Origin of the sequence: Micromonospora sediminimaris (assembly GCF_016863575.1) — a bacterium.
In the GTDB taxonomy this organism is placed as follows: Bacteria; Actinomycetota; Actinomycetes; order Mycobacteriales; family Micromonosporaceae; genus Micromonospora; species Micromonospora sediminimaris.
Genome location: NZ_BOPD01000022.1, coordinates 108275 through 125959, shown reverse-complemented (window position 1 = coordinate 125959; position 17685 = coordinate 108275). Strand labels below are relative to the sequence as shown.

The window sequence follows — 17685 nt, the reverse complement described above, 5'->3', positions numbered from 1 at the left end:
GGCTAGAACACCTCCTGTGGCGACGGCGGCCGGGCAGGTGTGTCGACCACCGGCTGCGTCGCCCCGCCGCCGCTGGCCGCCACCGCGGCGGTCAGGTCGGGGTGCACCTGACCGACGCTGTGCACCGTCTGCCACACGCCCGCCCGCCCGAGCAGGTCGCGCACCGGCCCACGGACCGTGGCCAGGTGCAGCGCCACGCCCCGGGACGCGAGACGTTTGTGCAACTCGGCGACGGCGTGGGCACCGTCGGCATCGGCGTCGCTTATCGCGCTGGCGTCGAGCACCAGTGCCGTCAGTTCCGGCCGTTGCTCGGCCAGGCTGAGCAGTCGGTCCTCCAGGAACTGGGCGTTGGCGAAGTACAGCGGCCCGTCCACCCGGACGATCGCGACCCGGGGGTCGGTGATCAGGCCCGCGTAGCGCGCCACGTTGCGGTACGTCTGCGTGCCCGGCACCCGGCCGAGTTCGGCCAGATGCGGCCGGGCCGAACGCCACAGGAAGACCGCCAGAGCGAAGGTCACGCCGGCGGCGAGACCGGGTTCGACCCCGAACAGCAGGGTGACCATGAAGGTGAGCGCGAGGGTCAGCCCGTCCGAGCGGCGGGTCCGCCACGCGGTCACCGCCGACCGGCGGTCGACAAGCCCGAGCACCGCCACCACCACGATGGCGGCGAGCACCGCCTTGGGCAGGTGGTGGAAGGCTGGCGTGAGGAACACCGCGGTCAGGGCCACCATCAGGGCGGTGACCACACTGGCCAAGGGGGTGCGTGCCCCGGCCGAGTAGTTCACCGCGCTGCGGGAGAAGCCGCCGGCCACCGGAAACGCCTGGAACAGGCCGGCCGCGACGTTTGCCGAACCGACCGCCGCGAGTTCCTGGTTGGGGCTGATCTGCTGGCGGCTCCGCGCCGCGAGGGACTTGGCCACGGCGATGCCCTCCATGTAGGCGACCAGGGCGATCGCCACGGCGGCCGGCAGCAACGCCGCCACGTCCGAGCCGCCGAGCGCGGGGACGGCTGGGGCGGGAAGCCCGCCGGGGACCTCGGTGAGGATCCGCACGCCGTGCGTGCCGAGGGATAAGGCGGCGCTGGCCACGGTGACGCCCGCCACCACGAGCAGGGCGCCGGGCAGTTTCGGCAGGTAGCGACGAACCAGTAGCAGACCGGCGACGCTGGTCGCCGAGACGAGGACCGTCAGCGGGTGGACGGTGGTGGCCGAACGCCAGAGCGACGCGGCGATCTGCGGAAAGGTCTCCGCCCGCCCCGCGTCGAGTCCGAGCAGGTCCTTCACCTGGCTGGCCGCGATCACGATCGCGGCGGCGGAGGTGAAGCCGGACAGCACCGAGTGGGACATGAAGTTGACCAGGGCGCCGAGCCGGAGCACACCCATCAGCACCTGGATCGCGCCGACCAGCAGGGCGAGCAGGCCGGCGAGAGCGGCGTAGCGGGCCGGGTCGCCGTCGGCGAGCGGAGCGAGCGCGGTGCCGGTCATCAACGCGGTGATGGCCACCGGCCCGACCGCCAACGATCCGGAACTACCCAGCAGCGCGTAGACCAGCAGCGGCACGACCGAGGCGTAGAGCCCGGTGACCGGGGGCATACCGGCCAGCGCGGCATAGGCCATGCTCTGCGGCACCAGCATGACCGCCACGGTCAGACCGGCGATCAGGTCGTGGCGCAGGGTGCGACGGTCGTAGTGGCGCAACCATCCGAGCAGGGGCACCACCCGGGCCGGGCCGGAGCGGTCCTGCCGGACGTACTCCGTACCGTTCACGCCTGTTGCCGATCGTTGCGCAGCCGCGCCAGGGACCGGTCGACGTCGCAACCGGCGCCGCGGTTGTAGGGCAGCCGGGACAGCATCGCTCCCATCGCGCAGGTGTCGGTCAGGGCGGCGAACGTCAGCCCGGCGCCGATGAAGCCGGCCACGAAGCGGGCGGCGGGCACCCAGACGCTGGCGACGACGGCGAGCAGCACCACCCCGCCGGCGACGAGGCGGACCTGGCGTTCCAGGCTCCACCGCTGCCGGCCACGCTCGACCGGTCCGCCCGCGGCGACCCAGGCGTTCATGCCGCCGGTGATGACGGTGGCGTCGGTCAGGCCGGCGTTCGCCAGCCGGGTGCAGGCCGTCGTGGCCCGGTTGCCGGACTGGCACATCAGCAGGATCCGACCGCCCGCGTCGTTGACGATCCGACCGAGGTGCGCGTCGACCTGGTCGAGCGGCAGGTTGATCGAGGCGGGGACGTGCGCGGTCTCGAACTCGCCCGGGGTGCGTACGTCGACGATCAGCACGTCGGGGTTGTCGGCGATCAGGGCTCGTGCGGCGGGCACGTCGATGGTCGGGGAACTGTTCCTGGCGGTCACGGGACACTCCATCCTCAGGCTCGGCTTCATACCCCCGGGGGTATCTGGATCCGAGTATTGACCAAGGATCGGCGAACCGCAAATGGCTCCCGGTCGCTCGCGGTCAGCCGCCCGGAAATACCCCCCGGTGTACTGTTGTTCGACGAGTGGAGAGGGGTGGGGGATGCAGGTCGACGAGGACGCGGTCGGTGACGTGGTCAAGCGACTTCGCCGTGCCGAGGGCCAGATTCGCGGCGTCATCGGCATGCTCGAAGACGGCCGGGACTGCGCCGAGGTGGTGACCCAACTCGCGGCGGTCTCGCGCGCGCTGGACCGCGCCGGCTTCAAGATCATCGCGAGTGGCCTGGAGCAGTGCGTCAGCGGCTCCGCCGGGGACGACCGCAAGGCCAACCTCGAACAGATGGAGAAGCTCTTCCTGTCGCTGGCCTGAGGTTCGTCGCCGAACAGTCGCGCCCCGGTGGAGTCGGGGCCGCGGTCAGCGGAAGCCGGCGATCAGAAACGCCGCCAGGCCCGCGAGCGCCAGCGGCAACGCCGCGACGAGAGCCAGCGCGCGTTGCCGGTTCGTCCGCCCGGCCAGGGCGAGGACCAGCAGGCCGAGCGCGATCCTGATCAGGGCGTCCCAGATCGGGTCGTTGCCGTAGCTGGGGTCGCCGATCCGGCGGATCTCCAGCCCCGCCTCGGCGAACAGCACCGCGGCCGGCAGCGCCGGCCCGACCACCTGTCGCCAACCTGCCCCGTGTGTCCATGTTCCGGCGATGCCGAAGATCACCCCGGCGAGGACGCCGAAGCACATCCAGAGCAGCGAGGTCGTTGCCCACAGCACGGCCCAGTCGTCTCCCTGCACAAGGGCCGCCGTGGCGTAGTAACCGGGGACCGCGACCACGAGTGCGACAGCGGCGCCGGCCGCCGCGCGCAGCTTGCCCGACCGCACCCAGAAGCCGAAGAGGTAGGCGGCGACCGCCCACACCGCGCTGGAGTTGCCGAGGTTGCCGACGGGGTACGGCACGTACTTGATCCAGATGAAGTCGAGGCAGCCGAGCAGCAGTCCGCCCAGGGTCGCCGCGAGCGCCACCCGCCGGTTGTCGGGTTCAGGTCGCATGGGCTGCGAGCATACCGGGTATGCACCGAGGCCGCGCGTCGTGGGTCAACGCGGTGCGACGCCGTTGCGGTAGGCCCAGACGACAGTCTGGAGCCGGTCCCGTACGCCGATCTTGGCCATGGCGCGGCCGAGGTGCGACTTGACCGTGCTGGTCTCGATGAACAGCTCGTCGGCGATCTCGACGTTCGACAGCCCTCGGGCGAGCAGGCCGATGATCTCGACCTCCCGCGCGGTGAGCTGATGCGCGGCGGCGGCGTCGGTCGCTGGTGCCGGGGTGCGGCGGGCGAACTCGGCGATCACGCGTCGGGTGACGGCCTGGTCGACGAGCCCCTGACCGTCGGCGAGGCGCCGGACCGCCTCGATCAGTTCCTCCGGCTCACAGTCCTTGAGGATGAAACCGCTGGCGCCGGACTCCAGCGCGCCGAAGACGTACTCGTCGAGGTCGAAGGTGGTGACCACCAGCACGGCCGGCGGCGACCCGATCGCCTCGGTGATGATCCGGCGGGTCGCGGTGAGGCCGTCGCCGCCGGGCATGCGTACGTCCATGCAGATGACCTCGGGCCGGAGCCGGCGGGCCAGCTCGACGGCGGTGGACCCGCTCGACGCCTCACCCACCACCTCGATGTCGCCGGCCTGTTCGAGGATGACGCGGAAGCCGGCCCGGACGACGGACTGGTCGTCGACGAGCATCACTGTGATCATCTCTGGTCGTCTCCGTTCACGGTCGCCGTCGCCCCGGTGGCGCGGGCATCGTCTCCGGTCGTCGGCACCGTCACGGTGACCGACCATCCGCCGGTCGTCGTCGGGCCGGCGGTGAACTGCGCGCCGATCAGATGTGCCCGCTCGCGCATGCACACCAGCCCGACCCACCGGTCGCCGACGATCTCGGCTCGGCCCGGCGGGTCGGCCGGTCGTTGCTCACCTCAAGCGAGACCTGCCGCGGCAGGAAGCGCAGTTGCACGCGGACCGGCGCCCCCGGCGCGTGCTGGCGGGCGTTGGACAGGGACTCCTGGACGATCCGGTACAGCGCGACGTCGGCGATCGGCGGCACGTCCCGGTGCTGCCCGTGCCGGACGAACTCGACCGGGCTGCCGAGCTGCCGGGCGTCGCTCACGAGATCGTCGAGCATGGCCAACCCGGGCACCGGAGCGTTGCCGTCGCTGTCCCCGGGCCGACCACGCAGCACCCCCACCACGAGTCGGAGATTGTCGAGGGTCTCCTTGCCCTGGGATCGGATCCATGCCACCGCGGCCTTCGCCGCGGACGGATCCGGGTCGATCAGTCGCTCGGCCGCAGCCGCCTGCACCACCATGCCGGACAGGTGATGGGCGGCGACGTCGTGCAACTCGCGCGCCATCCGGGCGCGTTCCGCGCCGATGGCGGCGCGCACCGTGGCCTGCTGTGCCCGCACCGCCTCGTCCGCCCGGGCCCGCACCAGTTGCAGGTACCGCCGGTAGGTGGCCACGTAGCTGCCGACGAAGACGAGACCGGCGTAGACCAGGGCGCTGGTGGCCAGATGTCCGACGGTCGTGACGAGCGGCCCGGGGCCCGGGCCGCCGATGGCGAAGTCAGCCGCGTCGGCAGCTCGTGCCGCCACGGCCACGCCGGCCGTCTCCACCACCACGGCCGCGCCGGCAGCCAGCAGCGCCGAGCGGAGCGGGAGCAGCGTGCCGACGGTGTACGCCGCGACGAACGGTGCGATACCGCGGATCGTCGCCTCGGGTACCGAGAGGACGATGACCGGCACCTGGACGCCGACGACGAGCGCGAGGCAGAGCCGTGGCCGGACCCGACGCAGGCACAGCAGCATCGCCTGCCCGCTGCACAGGGCGACGACCAGCCAGACCCGCGCCGGGCCGAAGGTGAGCCCCTGCGCCGGTGCCACGAACCGGAACAACAGCGTCATGACCAGGAACGTCAGCACGGTGAGCAGCGCCGCGAGCAGGCAGTCCCGCGCGAACCGACCGGTCACCCCGACCCGGGTCAGCCGATCGTCGAACCAGCGGGTCAGCCGGGGTGGACCCGGGACGTTGACGGCGTCCGTGACGGTGCCGCTGTGGTCGGACATGCGATTGTCGTCCTCGTTCCGGTTCGTTTCGGTCAGTAGGAGATGCTAGGGGCCAGCAGCATGAACTCGACGGCGAACCAACCCGTGCCGGCCAGCGCGAGCAGCACCGCCACGCCGCCGGTGATCCGGTGCCAGCCGGTCCGGCGTCGGATGTCGTCGACCAGCCGGACGGCGGCCGGCAGCACCCCGAGCAGGCCGATCAGCTGCATCAGCTGCACCACCCGCAGGCTGGTCGCGGAGACATCCTGCAAGCCCATGATGCTGACCAGGCTCACCGCCCAGCCGGCGAGGGCGAGCAGCGTGCCGGCGACGGCGACCCGGGTGAGGATCCGCGCGGTTCGGCCGGCCCGGTCCCGGGGCGCGCGGCCGAGGCGACGGCGGACGATGGCGCGTACCGGCCACGAGAGGGCCACGAGCAGCAGGACCACTGTGGATGCGGCGAGCACCGTCAGCACCAGTGCCGAGTCGCGTTCGGCCGGCACCGGCAGCAGCGCGAACGCGGAGTCGAAGCTGATCGCCTCCACCTGTCCGTCGGTCACCCGCATCGCCACGGTGCGCTGCCCGCCGACCTCGCGCCACACCCACGGCGAGACCTCCTCGTACAGCGCGGGGGAGTCGGACAGTGGCGCGGGCTCGAACAGCAACCGGTCGCCGTCGGCGACGCTGACCGTGGTACGTCCGACCAGACCCATCATGGTCAAGAAGTTGCTCCGCACCGCCCGCGAACTCTCGTACGTCCCGGCGGCCAGCGCGGCGTGCTCGGCGGCGGTGGCCGGGTCGACGTCTGCGACCGGTTGCGTGCCCGCGACCTGTCGCGTGGCCCCGGCGGGGAAGTAGCGGTCGGCGAAGCCGTTCAACACGGCCTGCCGGAGTTCGTGACTGTCCAGCGCACCCTCCCCGGTGCTGTTCAGCGAGAGGTAGACGCCGGTCCGGTCGTCGGGGTAGAGCTGGAGGTGGGAGTGGAAGTAGCGGGTGTCGCCGCCGTGGCCGAGGATGCGGTGCCCGTTGCGGCTCTCGTCGAAGTAGCCGAGGGTCATCCGAGGGCCCTCGGCGAGCGTGCCGAGTGACGTGGCGTCGAGTGCCGGGCGCTGCATGAGTTCCCGCGTCGGCGCGTCGAGCAGCGGTGCATCACCCACCTGCTCGCCCAGTTGGGCGAGCATGAACCGGGCCATGTCCGTCGCCGGGGCACTGAGCGCGCCGGCCGGGGGAGTGCTCACGATCTCGAACGGCGCTGCGGGCGCGCCGGCGCGTTCGTACCCGTTGGACATCCGACCGCTGAGGTGCGGGGGCAACGGCTGCTCGAAGGTGGACGAGGCCATGCCGGCGCGGGCCAGCACGTTGCTGGCGACGTACTCCTCGAAACGGAGGCCGCTGGCCCGCTCGACGAGGTAGCCGGCCAGCGCGTTGCCGTAGTTGGAGTAGGCCGGCACCGTGCCCGGCTCGTAGATCTGCTCCGGCGGGTCGTTGACCAGGGCGGCCCGCAGGTCGACGTCGGTCCCGGTGGTGCCGATGAGGCCGGCGATCCGCTCCTCGAACCCGGCGGTGTGGGTGAGCAGGTGCCGCAGCGTGACGTCCTGCGGATAGCGGCGGGGCACGGTGAAGTCGAGGTACTCGCCGATGTCGGCGTCCAGCTGGAGCTTGCCGCTCTGCACGAGTTGCAGTGCCGCGGTGGCGGTGACCAGCTTGGATACCGATCCCACCCGGAACAGGTGCCGGTCGGGATCGACCGGGACCGCAGCCGCGTCACCGACACCGGTGTCGGCGTGGCCATAGCCCCGGGCGGTGAGGGTTTCGCCGTCCCGGACCACGGCGACGCTCGCGCCGGCGACGCCGGTACGCGCCAGCGCGGCCGGCAGCAGCCCGTCGAGCCAGGCGTTGACGTTCGCGCCGGTCAAGGCGGCGGGCTCGGCCGGGGCGGGCGGTGCCGAGCCCGGCGGTGCCGGGGCGCTCTGCGGCGTGCCGCACCCCACCACCGTCGCGGCGACCGCGACCGCCGTGGCCAGGGCAGCGCCGATTCGTACGCGGCGCGAGGGGGATCGGGTTGCGCGAGGTCGGGTCACGGTCTTGTGGATCATGGTCCGCAGCCACCTTTCGGGCCGCACGGGTGTCCGGAATGCTTCCGTACGGCGTCACCCGGGGCCTGGTGCCAGCCTGCGTGAGCGCCGTCGGCGCGACATCTGGCGCAGGACGGCATTCGACTTACGACCTGAGTAGCAACCCAGGGTGCGACCGCATACCCGCGTGGCCTGCCGGGTACGTCGATCAACGAGGACGGCCGGGGGGCGGTGCGCCGGCCCTACGGCCCCGATGGGGAGCGAGGAATGTCGATGCGAAAGTGGTCTGCCGGAGTGGGGCTGGCGGCGCTGGCCGTGGGGGTCGCAGGTTGCGGTGGCACCAGTGCCAGCGACGAGGTGTCCGCGTCGCCGACGGCTACCCGGACGCCGATTGCCGAGGCCACCACCGGGGAGGTGCCGGCGCCCACGGCGTCGGTGTCGGCCAGCCCGGCGCCGACCGCTACCCCGGCGGTGTTGTCCGGTACCCGCCAGGTCACCATCACCCGGGTCGACGGCTTCGAGGCGGGACTGTCGTTGACCGACGACGGCCGCTTGACCGAGGTGGACGACGACAGCGGGCGGCAGCTGTTCGTGCCGACCCCACTGAGCGGGCAGAACTTTCTGATCCGGTCCTATCGGGGAGCGAGCGGCGGCACCGGCGAACCGGTCTGCTGGCAGGTCCGCAACCCGGGCGGCAGCCAACCGCTGGTGGTGGAGGGTGCCGCCTGCCGTGAGGACGAGCCGCGACAGCAGTTCACCATCTCCGCCGCCGACGCGGACGAGGGTTTCCTGATCAGCAACAACTCGGCGTACCTGCGGACGTCGCGGGAGTCCGGGTTGATTCTGGAGGAGTTGGGTGACGGGCCACCGACGAGCAGCTTCCGGTTCAACGACAACGGGCCGGCACCCGACCGAAATTGATCACCCCACCGGGCGGTTCCGCCCCGTGTTCCCGCGATTCCCACCTTCGTCGGGGGTGCTGCGGAGGCGGTCCAACTCGGCGAGGTACATCGCCTGCATCCGGTCGTAGTGCCGAACCAGTAGGGAGATCTCCTCGACGCTGTAGCCCTCGACGAGCCGCTCCGCCCGCTCGGCGAACCGCTCGTACGGTCGCGCCAGCTCGGCGATCCGCTCGGGCCGCAGGGCGACGATCACCCGCCGCCGGTCCGCCGGATCGCGCTCGGCCGTCACGTAGCCTGCCTGCTGGAGCCGGCGGAGCATGCTGGTCACCGCCCCGGTGGTGAGGTTGGTCCGTTCGGCGACCTGACCTGCGGTGGCGGAGCCGACGTCCGCCAGGTAGTCCAGGCACTCCAGGTCGCTCACGGTGAGGCCCAGCCGTTCCGCGATGGCGTACCGGAACACCATGGACAGCCGCGACGTCTCCCGCCCGGCGCGCATGAGATCGACGGTCGCGGAGGCACGGGCCGGCTCGTGGGACATGACCGCCATCATGCCTCCGGCACGGTGACCCGGTGCAACCGAGGTAACACCCGGGTCAGCACCCAGTGCGGTGCGGCAGCGCCCCCGGTCAGGCGGCGCATCAGCCGAGCGGCGGTGTCGACGGCGCGGAAGGCGTACGGCACCATCTCGTTCTGGTACCTGGCGATCGCCACCTCCACCGGGGTGCCGTTCGTCCGAGCCTCGACCAGCCGCTTACCGAGCAGGGCAGCGTCGCGCAGCGCGGTGTTGCCGCCCTGCGCACCGAACGGCGGCATGGCGTGCACCGCGTCGCCCATCATCGTCGCCCGGGGTACCGCCCACCGGTGCGGGCGCTGGCCGGTGGCGAAGAGGTTGAGCACCGTGGCGTCCAACTCGGCCGTGTCGACCAGCCGCCGGACGAGCGGGTGGAAGTCGGCACTCATCCGGGCGGCCAGTTCCCACAGTGTCAGCAGGTGCCCGCGCACGCCGATGGGCACCTCCTCCCGTCGCAGCAGCAGTGCCCACATGACGTAGTCGTCGCCGGTGGGCGCGTAGCTGCCCGGGGCCAGACGGGCGAATGCCTCGCGCGGGCGCTGGCCGAACCGCATGGGGGTGAAGAAGAAGGCGCGGCCGGGCCGGTCGGCGATGGCCAGGACCCCGCTGGTGCGCAGCGTGTCCGGGATGACGCTCTCGCCGTGGTGCCGCAGGGGAGACCGGCCGTAGATGCCCACCATCGGGGTGTCGGTCGGGTGCGCGTCCGGCATGAGCTGCGCGCGCAGCGCCGAGCCGACGCCGTCCGCGCCGACGACGACGTTCGCCGGGGCGGTCCCGCCGTCGGAGAACCGCAGCCGCAGCCGGGCCGGGTCGTCGCTGTCCACCGCGACGGCCGTCTTGCCGTAGTGGATGCGCCCGTCCAGCCCGGACTGCAGGATCGACCGCAGGGTCAGCCGGTCGACCTGGCGGGTCGCGTACGGCTCGTCCTTGAAGGTGATGGTGAACGCGTCGCGCAGCCGGCTGTCGGTGAAGCGCAGCTGCCCGCCGGGCTCGTCGCCGGTGGACAGCGCCAGGCGGTACAGCGGGCGGGGCAGGCTCTCGCGCAGGGCCGCCAGCCCGTACCGGTCGAGGATGATCCGGTAGCCCTGCCGCCGGACGAAGGGGCCCGAGTCCCGTTCGTAGACGTGCACGTCGATGCCGGCGCGCATCAGGTACTGGGCGAGGCAGAGGCCGGAGAGGCCGCCGCCGGCGATCGCCACCGAGAAGTCAGTCGATACGCTCATGAGCGTTATCTTAATGACTAAGATAATTTGGGCAAGGGCTGCCGGCCTGCGATGCCCCCTGCGTCATTGATCGATCAGCTCGACGGTGACGATGGCGGTGTCGCCCGGTTCGAGATCCTCGGCGGCGCGGACGGCACGCTTGACCGGCAGCACGTAACAGCCGCGGGTGCGGTCGGGAAAGATCGAGGTCGTCCAGCAGCTGCCACCGATGGTCGCTCGGACCCGCACCGCGCCGAATCCACGCCGTGCCCCGCCGCAGTGGTCCCGGATGTCCTCGGAAGCATCGGCCGGCAGGCTCACGAAGGTCCAGCTTTCATTGCGCCGGGCAGCCCAGAGCCACAACTCGCTGTCGAACTCCACGATCACGACGCCCATCATCACACCCGGGACCGACAGCGCCGTTCGACCGCGTGCGACTCGCGGCCGTCGCCGGGTACGGCCGGCTGAGGTTCCGTTCCGGCCACGGTGCGGCCGGGACGTCTCGTCCCGGCCGCACGCCACGCACGGATCAGGTGTTGATGGCACCCATCATCGCGGCGCGGGTGTTACCCCGCGCCGCGCGTTCTCCGGCGGCCATCGCCTCATCCGGGGTGGCGCCACGGGCCATCGCCCTGGCCACGGCCTCGGTGCGCTGTTATTCGATCTTCCTGCGCCGCCTCTTCTTGAACCAGCTCCAAAAGGACATGTCGGCGATCTGCCCGAGCGCAGACCGCACCAAACCTGTCCGTGATCGGGGAAAGGCGACGCCACGCCACATGTCCCCCTGACGGGCGGCTGCGGCGACACCCGTCCTCACCGCATCGGGTGGCGTTCGGCGAACCGCCACACGATCTCGCTGGCGTCGGGACCCGCGTGATCGGTGTACCTGCCGTCGCCGTCCGGGCCCGGCCAGGCGTGCCCCATGCCCTGGACGAGGTACGACTCGACGATCGACGAGCCGTCCGACGCGGTGATCGTCGTATGCGTGTACGCGTGTCGTCCCGCGGCGGCTGGCACGGACGTGGTCTCCTCGGTCCGGCCGAGGCTGTCGTTGGGCTGCCCGTCGTCGATGAGGTCACCCACCGCGGTCCAGTGCGCGGCGAGTCGGGTGGCGACCAGAGGCGGCACGACATCGTCCTGCTCGCCCTGGATGATCAGCAGCGGCACCCGCCGGGCCCGTTCGCCCATCTGCGCCCACGCCTGCCGCGCCGTGTCCAGCGGTGAGGTCGAGTCCGGGTCGTCCGGGTCGACCTGGTCGAGGCCGTACTCACCGCCGGCGACCGAGGTCACCGTGGCGAAGACGTCGGGATAGGTCGCGCCGAGGATGACGGCGGTGCCCGCCCCCGAGGACGCGCCGGCCACGTGCACCTGCGCCGGATCCGCGTCGTACTTCTCGACCACCTCGCGGGCGACACCGGCCAGCAGCGCGGGTTCTCCGGTGTGCCGCTGCTGCTGGCGAGGGTCGGCCGAGTTCCAGCAGGCGATCACGTTGCGGGAGATCAACTGCGTGGGGTAGACGACGATGAAGCCTTCCCGGTCGGCCAGGCTGTTGAACTGCGTGGTGGCCTTCATCGAGTTCCACCCGTAGCCGGTCATCGCGCAACCGTGGATCGCCATGACGACCGGCAGCCGGGCGGTCCCGTCCTGCTGGGGCGGGAGATGAACCTGGTAACGCTGCGAACCAGCAGGGCCCTGGTAGACATGGTTGCGGTCGCCCGCGCCCATCTGCCAGGGCAGGCCGAGTTGGAGAGCGGCGACGCCGAGACTGACGACGGCCACGACGGTGACGAAGATGCTGGAGACGATCCCCAGCCACCGCCGCCGGGGACGACGAGAATCGGCGTCGGCATTCATCGCGGACTCGTCGGCAGGGGTGATGGACATGTACCCATGACAGCGCGGACGCAGCCAACCTGTCAGTGCCGCGGTGTCATGACTGCATGTGACACAGCGTCACTGGTCGTGGCGAATGACCTGGGCGCGTCGGCCGCCGGTCTACATGTTCATGATCGGTAGTTGAGCGTCGCTCGGCTCAAGCCGGGTGAGCAACTGCTCGGGCTGTCCGGTCACCATCGACAGCGCGTTCAGTGCCGCCGCCCGGTCGCCCTGGTCGGCCGACACGACGGCCACGGCGATGGCGAGTCCGCTGGCCACGTGTGGGCTGCGCTCCTGCGCCAGCCGGGCGGCGTCGGCGATGTCCCGCCACGCGTCGTCGTGGCGGCCGGTGCGGCTGTGCGCGATCGCCCGGTTGGCGAGCAGCATGACCCGCACGATCGGGGTGCACTCGTCGGTGAGCTGGCGGCCCATCAACTCGGCGGCGCGCTGGTATTCCCGGTTGCGGAACGCCGCTGCCCAGCCGGTGCGGTCGGTGAGCTGGATCAGGTCGATCACCCGGCCCTCCTCCGGCCAGGTCCTGCGGTAACTGAGCCGGAAGCTCATCCAGCCGTTCGGGTCCAGGGCGGGCAGCAGTGGACGGATGTCGGTCGCGCACTGCTCCGGGCTCGGCGGACAACGAAGGAAAACCGGCTTCGGGTCGGCCACCAGCGCCCGACCTTCGTGGTCGAACAGCCAGTTACCGCGATGCGCGTCGCCGTGCAGGACGTTGCGGGAATGCAGAAGCGCCAGCGTGTGGCCAATGGCGTAGCCGTCGGTGTCCGGCGTGAACCGGCCCGGCTCGGCCACCCACAGATCCCGGAACTCCCGGTAGTCGGTCACCACCGGCCGGGCCTCGTACGGAAATGGCGGCGGTGGCATGCGGTCGACGTAGGAGCACAGGTAGCGGATGTTCTCGCGTGGGCCGATCACCAGCGGATAGCGCGGCCCGCCCGCGCCGGTCAGGGCGGACAGCGGCACCGCAGCACACTCACCGACCGACTCGACGATGTACTGCGGCCACTGATCCGTCTGGCGGTCTGCGGGCACCTCGTCGCGGAGCAGGACGATCTGGCCGCCCGCCACCAGGTCGCGTACGGCGCAAAGGTCTGTTCCGGTGAACTCGGTCGCTTCGACGCCCGTCGAGCCCAGCATCATGGGGCCGATCCTAGAATGCACGTCGTGGCCGCAAACGGACAGAATGTGGCGCTGGTGACGCAGACACTGATGGCCAACGCCAGCAGCGTCCTGTCCCGCCCAGAGGCGCTGACTCTCCCCAGGTTCCTCGATCTCTGCTCGCTCTGCGAGGCTGCGGTGCTGCTCGACCGGATGGAGGCACTGGGGGCCTCGAACGAGTACGTCAGTGGCCTCAGCAGCCAACTCGCCCGCGAGGGGCTGTACCGGACGTTTGTGCCGACTCTGCCGCGCGACGAACTGCGCCGGATGGCGCTGCGACTGCCCGACGAACTCGCGATGCGGGTCGCCGAAGGCAGCGGCGACGACCCGTCCGCGGCCAGCGAGACCGGCGCGGTGGCCGGTCTGGACTACGCGGCCGGGCTGAACAATCTCCTCGCCCAGGTCGACGGGCTCGGCAGCTTCGCCAGCGCGGGCGAGGCCGTGGTCAAGGAGCGGATGTACCGGGGCAACGGCTACCTGGTGGTGGCCGCCGCACACGGCCTCGACTACTTTCCCGACTTCGACCGCGTGCCGTTCGTCGCCGGCACCCTGCAGAAGACCTACCGGTCGCTGCCGCGTCAGCTGTACGACAGGATCGCCGAATCGCTCCAGGAACCGCTCACCGGAGGCGACGTCGTCGCCGAGTGGACGGCCATGTCGACGATCCCGATCCCGCCGATCGCCGCGCTCGTGCTGTCCCGCGCGTCCGGTCTCGACGACATTCCCGAGCAAGTGCTCCGAGTCCGCGACGAGTTCAGTGGATTCCGCCGCTACTTCGCTGACTTCAAGGCCGAGTTGCAGGCCGCCGACACGATCCGCGAACGCCGCAAACTACTGGCCCGCTACCGAACCCTGCTGGAGGAGGCGAGCGGCCCGGGACGCGAGGCGGTCTCCGTGACCGAGATGCTCAACCTGACCGAAAAGGCGGTCGCGGTGGCCGCCGCGCCGGCCGTGCCGACAAGTTACGGCGCGCTGCTGGTGACGCAACCGATCGACTGGATCAGCCGCTGGTGGCGCCGCCGCCCGCTGGCCATCCTGTTCCGCCTGGACAGCAAGATGCCCAAACTCTCGGAATACCAGCAGTTGGCCGCCCGCCTGTGGGGGCCCGGGCCTGCCGCCCGTCTGCACGACCATGCCGCTGCGCACGGTGTCGCCGTGCAGAGGCTGCTGTCCGAGGTCGAGACCACCATCCAGTGAGCGTCAGGCGGCGCGCTTGGGTGGCATCCGTCACTCGCTGGCGTCGCGCTCGTCGGCCAGGCCGGCCAGGCGTCGCTTGTCGGGCTTGCCGGCGGCCGTGACCGGCGCCTCGGCGATGAAACTGATCTTCCGGGGGGTGCTGGGCTCGCCGAGCTGCTTGCGGACCAGCTCGCGCAGCACGTCCGGATCCGGCTGCCGGCCCTGGGTGGCGGGGACCACGAAGGCGTGCACCGCCTCGCCGGTCTCCTCGTCGGGTGCGGCCACCACGTACGCCTCGGCGACGTCGTCGCAGCTGGCCAGGACACGTTCGATCGGGCCGGCGTACTGGAGGTCGGCGTTGACGATGATGACGTCCCGGGCCCGTCCCAGCAGGTACAGGTAGCCGTCGCCGTCCAGCCGGCCGAGGTCCCGGGTGCGTACCCAACCGTCGGTGAAGACCTCGGCGGTCTCTGCCGGTTCGTTCCAGTAACCGCTGGCCTGTGACGGAGTGCGGACGAAGACCTCCCCTTCGACCCCGGCCGTGACCGGCCGGCCGTCGGTGTCGCGGACCTGCACCTCGACCGCGGTGGGTGGACGACCCACCGAGGCGAGCAGGGCCGGTGCGGCGAGCATCTCCGTCGGGGTCAGCATGGAGATCATGCCGGTCTCGGTCTGGCCGTAGCCGTGGTAGACGACCGGCCCGAGGACGGAGAGCGCCTCGGCGAGCCGGGCCGGATGCAGGGGCGCGCCGGAGACCAGCAGGGCGCGTAGCGTGCCGAGGTCGGCCGCCGCGGCGCGCTGGGCGGCGACCAGCTTCGCCAGCCTGGGGACGGTGATCACGCTGGCGGTCGCCCGGTGCCGGACCAGCGCGTCGGGGAAGAACGGTGCACCGGCACGAGGTGGCTCGGCGATCACCATGGTGCCGCCGGCGGCCAGGGTGAGGACGCCGTACTCCAGCATCACCTGACTGTTGAGCGAGCCGAAGACCAGGTAGCGGTCGAGGTGGCCGGCAAGGTCGCGGACCGCCGGCGGCCACCGGTCCGGGTGCGCCGCCCAGGCGGCGTCGAGGGACCCGTACGTCTGGAGGCAGCCCTTGGGGTTGCCGGTGCTGCCGCTGGTGTAGACGACCCGGGCGACGTCGTCCGGATGCCCGGCGGGGACCGGTGGTGTGACGTCGGCCCGGGTGGCGGTCAGGTCGGGTGTCCCGTCGACCGGGCCGATGCCGAGCAGGGCAAGGTCGGCGCTGGCCGACCGCAGCTGCGGTGTCGCGGTCGAGCGGTCGACGAGCACCGCCGCGATCCGGTGGCCGAGCAGGTGCCGGAGGTGATCGGCGGGCAGTCCGGGGCGTACCCCGGCGACCCGGGCGCCGACCACCTGGGCCGCGACGATGGCGGCGAACGCCTCCGGAGACACGCCGAGTGCCACCGCCACCCCAGCGCCCGGGCCGATTCCCGCCGCCTGGAGACCAGCCGTGATCCGGGCGATCAGCTCGGACATCTCGTCGGCGCCGACGCTCCGCGAACCGTGTTCGAAGACCGGCCGGGCCCGCCCGCTGCCCAGCAGGTCGAGGATCGCCTGCGGAAAGCCCGGTTCGCCTCCCGCCGTCACCCGGCTGCTCCTGCGACCGGGGCGACGCCGGCCAGGGACTCCTTGACGAAGACCGCCAGCGGCTGCTGGTGCACGGTGGGCAGGTTCCACTCGTTCTCCAGGTTTTCCGCCAGGTGGTGCACGGCCACCACCTGCCCGTCCCGGTGGTGCCGCACGACCGGGTGCAGGTACGTGGCCCGGTGCGCGCCATGCGCGTCGTTCTCCGCCACCCGGGGCACCGAGATGTCGAACGGGTCGACGGAATCGTGGTCCGGCCCGTACTCAAGGGTGACGGCGAGCGCCCAGCCGCCGCCCAGCCCGCCGTCGGCGAGGTACGCCATCGGCACCTCCTCGTGGTAGTAGGCGGTGTCGTCGCGTACCGTGACCACGTCGCCGAGCACCCCGAACTGCTGCCAGAGCGCCGAGGAACGGTTGACCCGGGCGATGATCGCGTCGGTGATCGCCTCGGGGGTCGCCTCCAGCCGGGCGGTCGGCCACTGCGTGTCGTGGTAGCGGGAGGCGAGGATGCGGTGCAGCGCCCGTACCCCGTACCGGAAGCCGTGGATGAAGCCGCTTGTCGATCGCTTGAAGTCGCGTTGCTGGGTGAGGGTGCCGGCGAAGTAGAGGTCGGGGACCGTGGTCGACTCGTACGCCGGGGTCTGCTCCGGGAAGCGGTCGTCGATCACCAGCCGGGGCCGGCAGCTCTCGTCGAAGATGCTCGCGTCGAATCGGAATCCGGTGCAGGCGATGACCCGGTCGTAGCGGATCTCCCGGATCGCCTCGACGGAGCGGGCGTACCGGAAGCGGACGAGGTAACCGCCCTCGGGCTGGCGGTGGATGCTCTCCACCGTGCCGTCCAGCACGGCGTTCTGCGACTTCAACTGGTAGGTGTCGAGGAAGTTGTTGTTCACCGCCCGCAGGTGCCCGACATAGTGTGACTGCCAGGCGAACCGGACCGAGCGGGGCCCGGCCAGGTGCACCACGGCGGCGGTCTCCATCAGCGCGTCGGCGGTCTCGAAGCCGGAGTTTCCCTTGCCGATGATCATGACGCGTTGGTTGACGAAGTCGGCCGGGTCGACGCTGACCGTGTCGTACCGTTCGGCGTTCTCGATCCCGTCGATGGCCGGCACGTGCATCTGCGAGACACCGGTTGCGACGACCAGCCGGCGTCCCCGCCAGGTGTGGCCGTCGGCGTCGAGGGCGTGGAAGCCGCCGCTGTCGCGGCCGATGCGGACCACCCGGGTCTGGTAGCGGACCCGCACCCCGGTCGCCCTGGCGAAGTCGGCGAGGTAGCGCAGCAGGTCGTCGGCGGCCGGGAAGTACCGCTGGCTGTACCGGCTGAACAGCAGGTCCGGATCGTCACTGAGCAGCGAGTTCCAGTCCATCCGCAGGTTGAACTCCGGATCGTCGGAGCCGGTGTGAACCTTGTTGATGGAGATCAGCTTGCGGTGTCGCGGATAGCTGCGGAAGAAGGAGCCGGGCTCGGCACCGGCTTCCAGGACGACGTAGTCGTGACCGTCGCGTTCGAGCGACGCGCCGAGTTGCAGTCCCGCCGGCCCCGCACCGATGATCAGGTAGTCGTGCGTCATGTGCCCGGACGGTAGCGGCGGGTCATCAGAGATAAC

At 71.4% G+C, this 17685-nt stretch carries 17 protein-coding genes; 4 read left to right on the top strand and 13 right to left on the bottom strand.

Features of this window, described 5'->3' with window-relative positions; all coding sequences use genetic code 11:
- Positions 1-2: 2 nt before the first annotated feature.
- On the bottom strand, positions 3-1766 hold the full coding sequence (locus Vse01_RS18770; RefSeq protein WP_170863568.1) for a SulP family inorganic anion transporter: 1764 nt from the start codon (positions 1764-1766) through the stop codon (positions 3-5).
- Positions 1763-2365 (bottom strand): rhodanese-like domain-containing protein, encoded by a 603-nt coding sequence (locus tag Vse01_RS18765; protein ID WP_093408894.1) that lies wholly within the window; start codon positions 2363-2365, stop codon positions 1763-1765. Before Vse01_RS18765 ends, Vse01_RS18770 begins: the two co-directional genes overlap by 4 nt.
- Before the next feature lie 151 nt (positions 2366-2516).
- On the opposite strand from Vse01_RS18765, the gene Vse01_RS18760 reads away from it, so the two are divergent.
- Positions 2517-2783, top strand: coding sequence for a metal-sensitive transcriptional regulator (locus tag Vse01_RS18760; protein ID WP_093408891.1), 267 nt, complete (start codon positions 2517-2519; stop codon positions 2781-2783).
- 45 nt (positions 2784-2828) lie between these two features.
- Here the strand turns inward: Vse01_RS18760 and Vse01_RS18755 are convergent, their stop codons facing one another.
- The 4 genes from Vse01_RS18755 to Vse01_RS18740 form a co-directional block, all read right to left on the bottom strand.
- Entirely contained in the window at positions 2829-3452 is a 624-nt protein-coding gene (locus Vse01_RS18755; RefSeq protein ID WP_093408888.1) for a DUF6518 family protein, read from the bottom strand.
- A gap of 45 nt (positions 3453-3497) precedes the next feature.
- A complete protein-coding gene (locus Vse01_RS18750) occupies positions 3498-4154 on the bottom strand; it encodes a response regulator (RefSeq protein WP_093408886.1) in 657 nt (218 codons plus the stop codon).
- 127 nt (positions 4155-4281) lie between these two features.
- On the bottom strand, positions 4282-5520 hold the full coding sequence (locus Vse01_RS18745; protein ID WP_093408884.1) for a sensor histidine kinase: 1239 nt from the start codon (positions 5518-5520) through the stop codon (positions 4282-4284).
- A gap of 32 nt (positions 5521-5552) precedes the next feature.
- Entirely contained in the window at positions 5553-7595 is a 2043-nt protein-coding gene (locus Vse01_RS18740; RefSeq protein ID WP_093408882.1) for a serine hydrolase domain-containing protein, read from the bottom strand.
- 252 nt (positions 7596-7847) lie between these two features.
- Here Vse01_RS18740 and Vse01_RS18735 point away from each other — a divergent pair, with 252 nt between their 5' ends.
- Positions 7848-8495: a hypothetical protein gene (locus tag Vse01_RS18735; protein ID WP_232511394.1), complete on the top strand. Its 648-nt coding sequence runs from the start codon at positions 7848-7850 to the stop codon at positions 8493-8495.
- Here Vse01_RS18735 and Vse01_RS18730 read toward each other — a convergent pair whose 3' ends face one another.
- The 3 genes from Vse01_RS18730 to Vse01_RS18720 form a co-directional block, all read right to left on the bottom strand.
- Positions 8496-9014 carry a MarR family winged helix-turn-helix transcriptional regulator gene (locus tag Vse01_RS18730; protein ID WP_232511393.1) on the bottom strand — a complete coding sequence of 173 codons (519 nt, stop codon included), beginning with the start codon at positions 9012-9014 and terminating at the stop codon, positions 8496-8498.
- An 8-nt stretch (positions 9015-9022) separates the two neighbouring features.
- Positions 9023-10270 carry an FAD-dependent oxidoreductase gene (locus tag Vse01_RS18725; protein ID WP_093408875.1) on the bottom strand — a complete coding sequence of 416 codons (1248 nt, stop codon included), beginning with the start codon at positions 10268-10270 and terminating at the stop codon, positions 9023-9025.
- A gap of 63 nt (positions 10271-10333) precedes the next feature.
- Positions 10334-10636, bottom strand: coding sequence for a DUF1905 domain-containing protein (locus tag Vse01_RS18720; RefSeq protein WP_093409085.1), 303 nt, complete (start codon positions 10634-10636; stop codon positions 10334-10336).
- Between the two features lie 152 nt (positions 10637-10788).
- On the opposite strand from Vse01_RS18720, the gene Vse01_RS18715 reads away from it, so the two are divergent.
- Positions 10789-11037 carry a hypothetical protein gene (locus Vse01_RS18715; RefSeq protein ID WP_139233218.1) on the top strand — a complete coding sequence of 83 codons (249 nt, stop codon included), beginning with the start codon at positions 10789-10791 and terminating at the stop codon, positions 11035-11037.
- Positions 11038-11062: 25 nt separating this feature from the next.
- On the opposite strand, the gene Vse01_RS18710 is transcribed toward Vse01_RS18715, so the two are convergent.
- Together Vse01_RS18710 and Vse01_RS18705 are read right to left on the bottom strand one after the other, a co-directional pair.
- Positions 11063-12133 (bottom strand): extracellular catalytic domain type 1 short-chain-length polyhydroxyalkanoate depolymerase, encoded by a 1071-nt coding sequence (locus Vse01_RS18710; protein WP_093408873.1) that lies wholly within the window; start codon positions 12131-12133, stop codon positions 11063-11065.
- A 111-nt stretch (positions 12134-12244) separates the two neighbouring features.
- The gene (locus Vse01_RS18705; RefSeq protein WP_093408870.1) at positions 12245-13279 is read right to left on the bottom strand and encodes an SRPBCC family protein; all 1035 of its coding nucleotides are present in this window, start codon (positions 13277-13279) and stop codon (positions 12245-12247) included.
- A gap of 24 nt (positions 13280-13303) precedes the next feature.
- On the opposite strand from Vse01_RS18705, the gene Vse01_RS18700 reads away from it, so the two are divergent.
- Positions 13304-14494: a hypothetical protein gene (locus tag Vse01_RS18700; RefSeq protein ID WP_139233217.1), complete on the top strand. Its 1191-nt coding sequence runs from the start codon at positions 13304-13306 to the stop codon at positions 14492-14494.
- Between the two features lie 30 nt (positions 14495-14524).
- Here the strand turns inward: Vse01_RS18700 and Vse01_RS18695 are convergent, their stop codons facing one another.
- Positions 14525-16081 (bottom strand): class I adenylate-forming enzyme family protein, encoded by a 1557-nt coding sequence (locus Vse01_RS18695; RefSeq protein WP_093408865.1) that lies wholly within the window; start codon positions 16079-16081, stop codon positions 14525-14527.
- The gene (locus Vse01_RS18690; RefSeq protein ID WP_093408863.1) at positions 16078-17649 is read right to left on the bottom strand and encodes an NAD(P)-binding domain-containing protein; all 1572 of its coding nucleotides are present in this window, start codon (positions 17647-17649) and stop codon (positions 16078-16080) included. Before Vse01_RS18690 ends, Vse01_RS18695 begins: the two co-directional genes overlap by 4 nt.
- Positions 17650-17685 lie beyond the last annotated feature (36 nt).